Source organism: Kitasatospora sp. NPDC091276, from assembly GCF_040684355.1.
Taxonomy (GTDB): Bacteria; Actinomycetota; Actinomycetes; order Streptomycetales; family Streptomycetaceae; genus Kitasatospora.
In genome coordinates this window covers 115250-123067 of the sequence record NZ_JBFBFU010000017.1, presented here as the reverse complement: position 1 = coordinate 123067, position 7818 = coordinate 115250, and the positions used below count along the sequence as shown (strand labels likewise).

Annotated in this window: 4 protein-coding genes; 1 reads left to right on the top strand and 3 read right to left on the bottom strand. The window is 75.0% G+C overall.

What is annotated here, in order from left to right; translation table 11 throughout:
* The 3 genes from AB0O19_RS22135 to AB0O19_RS22125 all read right to left on the bottom strand — a co-directional run.
* A partial coding sequence (locus AB0O19_RS22135) for a biotin carboxylase N-terminal domain-containing protein (RefSeq protein WP_363621639.1) occupies positions 1-2077 on the bottom strand: 2077 nt, incomplete at its 3' end.
* Positions 2078-2169: 92 nt separating this feature from the next.
* Complete coding sequence (locus AB0O19_RS22130; protein WP_363621637.1) at positions 2170-3768, bottom strand: carboxyl transferase domain-containing protein; 1599 nt, start codon at positions 3766-3768, stop codon at positions 2170-2172.
* Complete coding sequence (locus tag AB0O19_RS22125) at positions 3765-5525, bottom strand: acyclic terpene utilization AtuA family protein (RefSeq protein ID WP_363621635.1); 1761 nt, start codon at positions 5523-5525, stop codon at positions 3765-3767. Before AB0O19_RS22125 ends, AB0O19_RS22130 begins: the two co-directional genes overlap by 4 nt.
* 223 nt (positions 5526-5748) lie before the next feature.
* Here AB0O19_RS22125 and AB0O19_RS22120 point away from each other — a divergent pair, with 223 nt between their 5' ends.
* Positions 5749-7767 (top strand): S9 family peptidase, encoded by a 2019-nt coding sequence (locus AB0O19_RS22120; protein WP_363621633.1) that lies wholly within the window; start codon positions 5749-5751, stop codon positions 7765-7767.
* Positions 7768-7818: the final 51 nt, after the last annotated feature.

The window sequence follows — 7818 nt, the reverse complement described above, 5'->3', positions numbered from 1 at the left end:
GTGCGGTCGGCTCGGCGGTGGGCTGGACGGCGGCTGGTGCGGTCGGCTCGGCGGTGGGCTGGACGGCGGCTGGTGCGGTCGGCTCGGCGGTGGGCTGGACGGCGGCTGGTGCGGTCGGCTCGGCGGTGGGCTCGGCGGCGGGACCGGCCTCGGGCTGCACGACGGCGAGCAGGGTGCCGAGTTCGACCTGCCGGCCGGGGGCGGCGTGGAGTTCGACCAGGACGCCGTCGGCGGGGGCGGTGACGCGGTGCTCCATCTTCATCGCCTCCAGGACCAGCAGCGGCTGACCGGCGGTGACGGTGTCGCCGACGGCGGCGGTGGTGCGCACGACGGTGCCGGGCATCGGGGCGAGCAGCGCGCCCGGGTCCGCCCGGGCGGCGGGGTCGGGGAAGCGCGGCAGGGCGGTGAGCGCGATGCCGCCGTTCGGGGTGTCGACGTACACCCGGTCGCCGTAGCGCGCGACGCGGTGGCCGCGCCGGACGGCGCCCTCGCGCAGCGTGACCTGCTCGGGCGAGGCGTCCAGGAGCTCCGTCCGCGGGTGGTCGTCGGCCCGCAGGCCGTCCCGGGTGAGGCGGTAGCGGACCTCCAACTCGGCGCCGTCGTCGGTACGGTAGCGCTTGGACTGCGGCTGTGAGGGCAGGTTGCGCCAGCCCGACGGCAGTGCGCCGTGCGGCCCGGCGCGCCGGGCGGCGGCGTCGGCGAGGGCGGCGGCCAGGGCGGCGCGCGCGGTCTCCCTGCCGTCCGGGGCGGTGAGCTCGGCCGCGTGCTCGGCCAGGAAGCCGGTGTGCAGGCGTGCGGCCAGGAAGGCCGGGTGCCGCAGCGCGCGGACCAGCAACTCCCGGTTGGTGGCGGGCCCGTGGACCTCCGCGCGGGCGAGCGCGTCGGCCAGCCGGCGGGCGGCGGCGGCGCGGGTCGGCGCCCAGGCGATCACCTTGGCGAGCATCGCGTCGTAGTGCGGGGTGATCTCGTCGCCGGCCGTCACGCCGGAGTCCAGCCGGACGCCCCGGCCGCCGAACTCCTCGTGCGGCACGGTGAGTTCGATGCGGTGCAGGGTGCCGGTGGCGGGCTGCCAGTCCTTCGCCGGGTCCTCCGCGTACAGCCGGGCCTCGATCGCGCAGCCGGTGGCGGGCGGCGGGACCGGCCCGGGCAGCCGCTCCCCCTCGGCGACGGCGAGTTGGATCGCCACCAGGTCCAGTCCGGTGACCGCCTCGGTGACCGGGTGCTCGACCTGGAGGCGGGTGTTCATCTCCAGGAAGTGGAACCGGCCGTCCTCGCCGAGCATGAACTCGGCCGTACCGGCACCGGTGTAGCCGATCGCCCGGGCGGCGCTGACGGCCGCCGCGTGCAGCCCGGCGCGCACCGCCTCGGGCAGGCCGGGGGCCGGGGCCTCCTCGATCACCTTCTGGTGCCGCCGCTGGAGCGAGCAGTCCCGGTCGCCGACCGCCCAGACCGTGCCGTGCGCGTCGGCCAGCAGCTGGACCTCGACGTGCCGCCCGGCGGGCAGGTAGCGCTCGCAGAACACCTCGTCCGAGCCGAAGGCCTTCGCCGCCTCGGCGCGGGCGGCGGCCAGTTCGCCGGGGAGCTCCGCGAGCGTGCGCACCACCCGCATGCCGCGTCCGCCGCCACCCGCCGCCGCCTTGACCAGGAGCGGCAGGTCGGCCTCGGTGGGGTCGGTCAGGGCGTCCAGCACGGGCACCCCGGCCGCGGCCATCAGCCGCTTGGCGGCCGTCTTGGAGCCCATCGCGGCGATCGCGGCCGGCGGCGGGCCGACCCAGACCAGCCCGGCGTCCAGCACGGCCTGCGCGAACCCGGCGTCCTCCGACAGGAATCCGTACCCGGGGTGGACGGCGTCCGCGCCCGCCGCCAGCGCGGCGCGGACGATCAGGTCGGCGCGCAGGTAGGTGTCGGCGGGCGCGGCGCCGGGCAGCCGCACGGCCGCGTCGGCCTCACGGACGTGCGCGGCCCCGGCGTCCGGGTCGGAGTGGACGGCGGTGGTCGCGACGCCCAGGGCCCGGCAGGTGCGGAAGACCCGGCGGGCGATCTCGCCACGGTTGGCGACCAGCAGGTTGGTGATCATGTCTCGGGTGCCCCTCACAGCTCCGCCTCACAGCTCCGTCTCGCAGCTCCGTCTCGCAGCTCGGTCGAACAGCTCGGTCGAACAGCTCGGTCTCACATCCGGAAGACGCCGTAGCCGCGCGCGCCCTCGACCGGCGCGTTGTGGATCGCGGACAGGCACAGGCCGAGCACCGTACGGGTGTCGCGCGGGTCGATCACGCCGTCGTCGTACAGCCGCCCGGACAGGAAGACCGGCAGCGACTCGGCCTCGATCTGCTGCTCGACCATGGCGCGGATCGCCGCGTCCGCGTCCTCGTCGTACGGCTGCCCCTTCGCGGCGGCCGACTGCCGGGCGACGATCGACAGCACCCCGGCGAGCTGCTGCGGGCCCATCACCGCGGACTTGGCGCTCGGCCAGGCGAACAGGAAGCGCGGCTCGTACGCCCGCCCGCACATGCCGTAGTGGCCGGCGCCGTAGGACGAGCCGATCAGCACCGACAGGTGCGGCACCCGGGAGTTGGCGACGGCGTTGATCATCATCGCGCCGTGCTTGATGATGCCGCCCTGCTCGTACGCCCGGCCGACCATGTAGCCGGTGGTGTTGTGCAGGAACAGCAGCGGGATGTCCCGCTGGTTCGCCAACTGGATGAACTGGGCGGCCTTCTGGGACTCCGCGCTGAACAACACGCCCTGCGCGTTGGCCAGCACGCCGACCGGGTAGCCGTGCAGCCGGGCCCAGCCGGTGGCCAGGCTGGTGCCGTAGAGCGGCTTGAACTCGTCGAAGTCGGAGCCGTCGACGATCCGGGCGATCACCTCGCGCGGGTCGAAGGGCACCTTGAGGTCGCCCGGGACGATGCCCAGCAGCTCCTCCTCGTCGTACTTCGGCGGCTCGGCGAGCCGGTCCGGCGACGGGCCCGGCTTGCGGTGGTCCAGCCGGGCGACGATCCGGCGGGCCAGCCGCAGCGCGTCCGCCTCGTCCGCCGCGAAGTGGTCGGCCAGACCGGAGGTGCGGGCGTGCATCTCGGCGCCGCCGAGCGACTCGTCGTCGGCCTCCTCACCGGTGGCCATCCTGACCAGCGGCGGGCCGCCGAGGAACACCTTGGCGCGCTCCCTGACCAGCACGGTGTGGTCCGACATGCCGGGGACGTAGGCGCCGCCGGCCGTCGAATTGCCGAACACCACGGCCACGGTGGGGATTCCGGCGGCGGAGAGCCGGGTGAGGTCGCGGAACAGCGCGCCGCCGGGGATGAAGATCTCCTTCTGGCTGGGCAGGTCGGCCCCGCCGGACTCGACCAGGTTCACCACCGGGAGGCGGTTGTCGAACGCGATCTCGTTGGCGCGCAGGGCCTTGCGCAGGGTCCACGGGTTGCTGGCGCCGCCGCGCACGGTCGGGTCGTTGGCGGTGATCAGGCACTCCACGCCCTCGATCACGCCGATGCCGGTGACCAGCGCCGCGCCCACCGGGTAGTCGCTGCCCCAGGCGGCCAGCGGCGAGAGCTCCAGGAACGGCGAGTCCGGGTCGACCAGCAGCTCGATCCGCTCGCGCGGCAGCAGCTTGCCGCGGGCGCGGTGGCGGTCCACGTACTTGGGGCCGCCGCCGGCCAGCGCCTTGGCGTGCTCGGCGTCCAGCCCGGCGAGCTTGGCGAGCATCGCGGCGCGGTACTCGGCGTACTCGGGCCCGGCCGGGTCGACGCGGGTGGGCAGCACGGTCACAGCAGGGCCTCCGGGATGTCGAGGTGGCGGGAGCGCAGCCACTCCCCGAGGGCCTTGGCCTGCGGGTCGAAGCGGTGCTGGGCGGCGACGCCTTCGCCGAGCAGGCCGGTGAGGGTGAAGTTGACCGCGCGCAGGTTCGGGAGCAGGTGCCGGGTGACGGGCAAGTCGGCGGTCTCGGGCAGGAGTTCGCGCAGCTTGTCGACGGTGAGGGTGTGGGCGAGCCAGCGCCATCCCGCCTCGGAGCGGGCCCAGACGCCGAGGTTGGCGTCGCCGCCCTTGTCGCCGCTGCGGGCGCCGGCCACCAGGCCGAGCGGGGCGCGGCGACGCGGGCCGGCGGGGGGTTCTGCGGGGAGTGCAGCTGGGAGTCCAGTTGGGAGTGCTGCGGGGAGTGCTGCGGGGAGCGTCGGCTCTTCGGAGGTCTCGGCCGGCCGGCTCGCCACCGGGGCCGGCGGGACGGCGAGCCGGCGGCCGTCCGGTAGCACGGCGGTGTGCTCGACGACCTCGGCGTCGACGTACGCGGCGGCGAACACCCCGTACGGCGCGCCGGGGCCTGGCGGCGCGGTGAGGTGGAAGCCCGGGTAGCCGGCCAACCCCAACTCCACGGCGGCCTTCCCCAGTTCGCGCCCGACCTTGGCCTGGTCCGGGTCGCGGGCGGTGAGCCGGAGCAGGGCGGAGGCGGCCTCCTCGGTGCCGGCGTCCGGGTGGTCGGTCCGGGCGAGCGTCCAGCGCAGTTCGGCGGGCCGGGCGGCGGGCGGCAGGGCGTCCAGGAACTGCCGCCGCACCAGGTCGGCCTTGGCTTCGATGTCGAGGCCGGTGAGGACGAACACCACCTCGTTGCGGTGGCCGCCGAGCCGGTTCAGGCCCACCTTCAGCGTGGGCGGCGGCGCCTCGCCGCGCACCCCGTCGATCCGGACCCGGTCCGGCCCCTCCTCGGCGAGCCGCACGGTGTCCAGCCGGGCGGTGACGTCCGGGCCCAGGTAGCGCGCACCGCCCGTCTCGTACAGGAGTTGGGCGGTGACGGTGCCCGCGGTGACGGCGCCGCCGGTGCCCGGGTGCTTGGTGATCACGCTGGAGCCGTCAGCGTGCAGTTCGGCGATCGGGAAGCCCGGGCGGGTGACGTCGTGCTCGCGGAAGAACGCGTAGTTCCCGCCCGTCGCCTGGGCGCCGCACTCCAGCACGTGCCCGGCGACCACCGCCCCGGCGAGGGCGTCGAAGTCCGTCGCCGTCCAGCCGAAGTGGGCGATCGCGGGCCCGGCGACCAGCGCCGCGTCGGTGACCCGCCCGGTGACCACCACCTCGGCGCCCGCGGCCAGGCAGGCCGCCACCCCGAAGCCGCCGAGGTAGGCGTTCGCGGCCAACAGGCCGTCAGGCAAGCCGAGTTCGCTCCTGCGCGGCAGCAGGTCGTCCCCCTCGACGTGGGCGACGGCCACCGCGAGGCCCTGGCGCTGCGCCAGGTTCCGCAGTTCGGCGGCGAGCCGGGCCGGATTCAGCCCGCCCGCGTTCACCACGATCCTCACCCCGCGCTCCTGCGCCAGGCCGAGGCACTCCTCCATCTGCCGCAGGAACGTCCGGGCGTAGCCGAGGGACGGGTCCTTCAGGCGGTCCCGGGCCAGGATGAGCATGGTCAGCTCCGCCAGGTAGTCCCCGGTGAGCACGTCCAGCGGCCCGCCGGTGAGCATCTCCCGCACCGCCGCGAAGCGGTCCCCGTAGAACCCCGAGGCGTTGCCGACCCGCAGTACCGAGCGTTCGCGCGCCAAAGCGCCTCCCCTGCCGACGGGTTGGCGACGCCCCCACACGAGCGCCGCCGGGCAGCAGCGTGGCACCGGGTGCGAAAAAAAGCAATCACGCCTGCTTGTTTCGAGCCGGTGGCCACACTCGACAGGGCCGCGTACGGCCCGATTCTCCGAAACCCGACTGACACCGGCCCGTCGGTGCGACACGATGTCCGTCCGTCGTACTGGCGAGTGAAAGGCAGTCCGCATGCCGCATCCCGCACCGCGACCGGCTCCCGACTCGACCCGCCTGCTCACCGCGGAACTGGTGGTGGACATGGCCGCCCCCGTGGCGCCGGCCATCTCGCCGGACGGTCGCCTGGTCGCCTACGGCGTGGTCGCGAACAGTGGAAGGGACGGACGTCCGCACAGCTCCGTCTGGGTCGCCGCCGTCGATGGCAGCGCCGCCCCGCGCGGGCTGACCGACGGCACGGCCCGCGCCGCCGCCCCGAGGTGGGCGCCGGACTCGGCTTCTCTGTTTCTCACCTCCGACCGCGAGGAGCGGGGCAGCGCTCAACTCCGGCGGATCCTTCCGGACGGCAGCGGGGACATCGCCCAGGCGGAGCCCCTGACCAGGTGGCGCGGGGGCATCTGCGACCACTACCCGCTCGCCGACGGCCGCACCGTGGCGCTGCTCGCCGAGGACGAGCCCACCCCGGAGGACGAACGCCGGGAGGCCGAGGGTGACGACGCGAAGGTCTGGGGCCGGCACCTCCCCGCCACCCGGCTGCGCCTGCTCGACCTGGCGACCGGCGTGGTCCGCACCGTGGACGGCCTCGGAGACCGCCATGTCGTGGAGGTGGCCCAGCGTCCGGACGGCGGCCCGCTGGCCGTGCTGAGCTGGGCCACCCCCGAGCTCGACCCCGGCGTGACGACGGCAGGACTGCACCTGGTCGCCCCGGAGACGGGAGCCGTCCAGGACCTGGGCCCGGTCGGATTCGAGGCCCGGTCCCCGGTCTGGTGGCATCACGACGGTGGATGGCATCTGGCCCACCTGGCGGTGACCCCCGGGCACTTGGTCGGCGCGCTCGCCGTGATCGACACCGTGCCGCCGGCGACCGGCCCGACCGTCGAACAGCGCGATCTCACGGTCGGCATGTCCGCCTGCCCCACCGAGCTGGTGCAGGTCGCCGACGGGCCGCCGCTGGCGCTGTTCGCCGACGGGCTGGACACCGCGCTGTACCGGCTCGATCCGCAGTCGCTGCGGTTCCACCGGTTGTCCTGCGCGCCCGGCACGCCAGGCACGTTCGGCACGCCCGGCACGCCAGGCACGTTCGGCACGCCCGGCACGCTCGCCGGGCTCACTGCGAGTCGCTCCGGAGCGACCCTCGCCGTGCTGCTGAGCACCGCGAGCGAGCCCAGGAACGTCCACGCGGGCCCCACGGGCGGGCCACTGCTCCGGCTCAGCGACACCAGCCCCGAACTGCGCGGGATCCGCTGGGGCGCCCAGGAACGGCTCGGCTACCAGGCGTCCGACGGACTCCAGTTGGACGGCCTGCTGATCCTGCCGACCGGCCGGACTCGGGGCCAGGGCCCGTTCCCGCTCGTCACCATGGTCCACGGCGGCCCCTACTTCCGCCATGCCGACGAGTTCACGCTCACCGCGGTCGACTGCGGCCAGTGGCTGGCGACCGCCGGATACGCGGTCTTCCTGCCCAATCCCCGGGGCGGGTCGGGCCACGGCCATGAATTCGCCGCCGTGGTGGCGGGCGCGGTGGGCGGCGACGAGTGGACCGACATCCTCGCCGGGATCGACCTGCTGGTCGCCGAGGGAGTCGCCGATCCCGAACGCCTGGGCATCTCCGGCTGGAGCCACGGCGGTTTCATGGCGGCCTGGGCCATCGGCCAGACCGGGCGGTTCAAGGCCGCCATGATGGGCGCGGGCATCACCGACTGGGGCATGCAGGCCGGGACCGGCGAGTGGGGAGTCATGGACGCGGCGCTCGGCGGCAGCACCGGCTGGAACGGGCCGGGACCGCACCTCCACGACCGGAACAGCCCGATCTCCTACGCGTCCCGGATCCGCACCCCGGTCCTGATCCTGCACGGCGAGCAGGACACCAACGTCCCCCTCGGCCAGGCCGTCCACTTCCATCGCGCACTGCGCCACTTCGGCGTCGAGCACGAGTTCGTCGTCTACCCCCGGGAGGGCCACGGGCTGCGCGAGCGCGCCCATCAACTCGACGCCCTCCGGCGCGTCCGCGCCTGGTACGACCGCTGGCTGTGAGCCCGTACCCGGGAGGGCATCGAGTCGTGATCGACGAGTGGCGGAACCCGA

Bases quoted from the DNA above. Each gene is read 5' to 3' on its own strand.
- AB0O19_RS22120 (WP_363621633.1), top strand. From the start codon at position 5,749: ATGCCGCATCCCGCACCGCGACCGGCTCCCGACTCGACCCGCCTGCTC.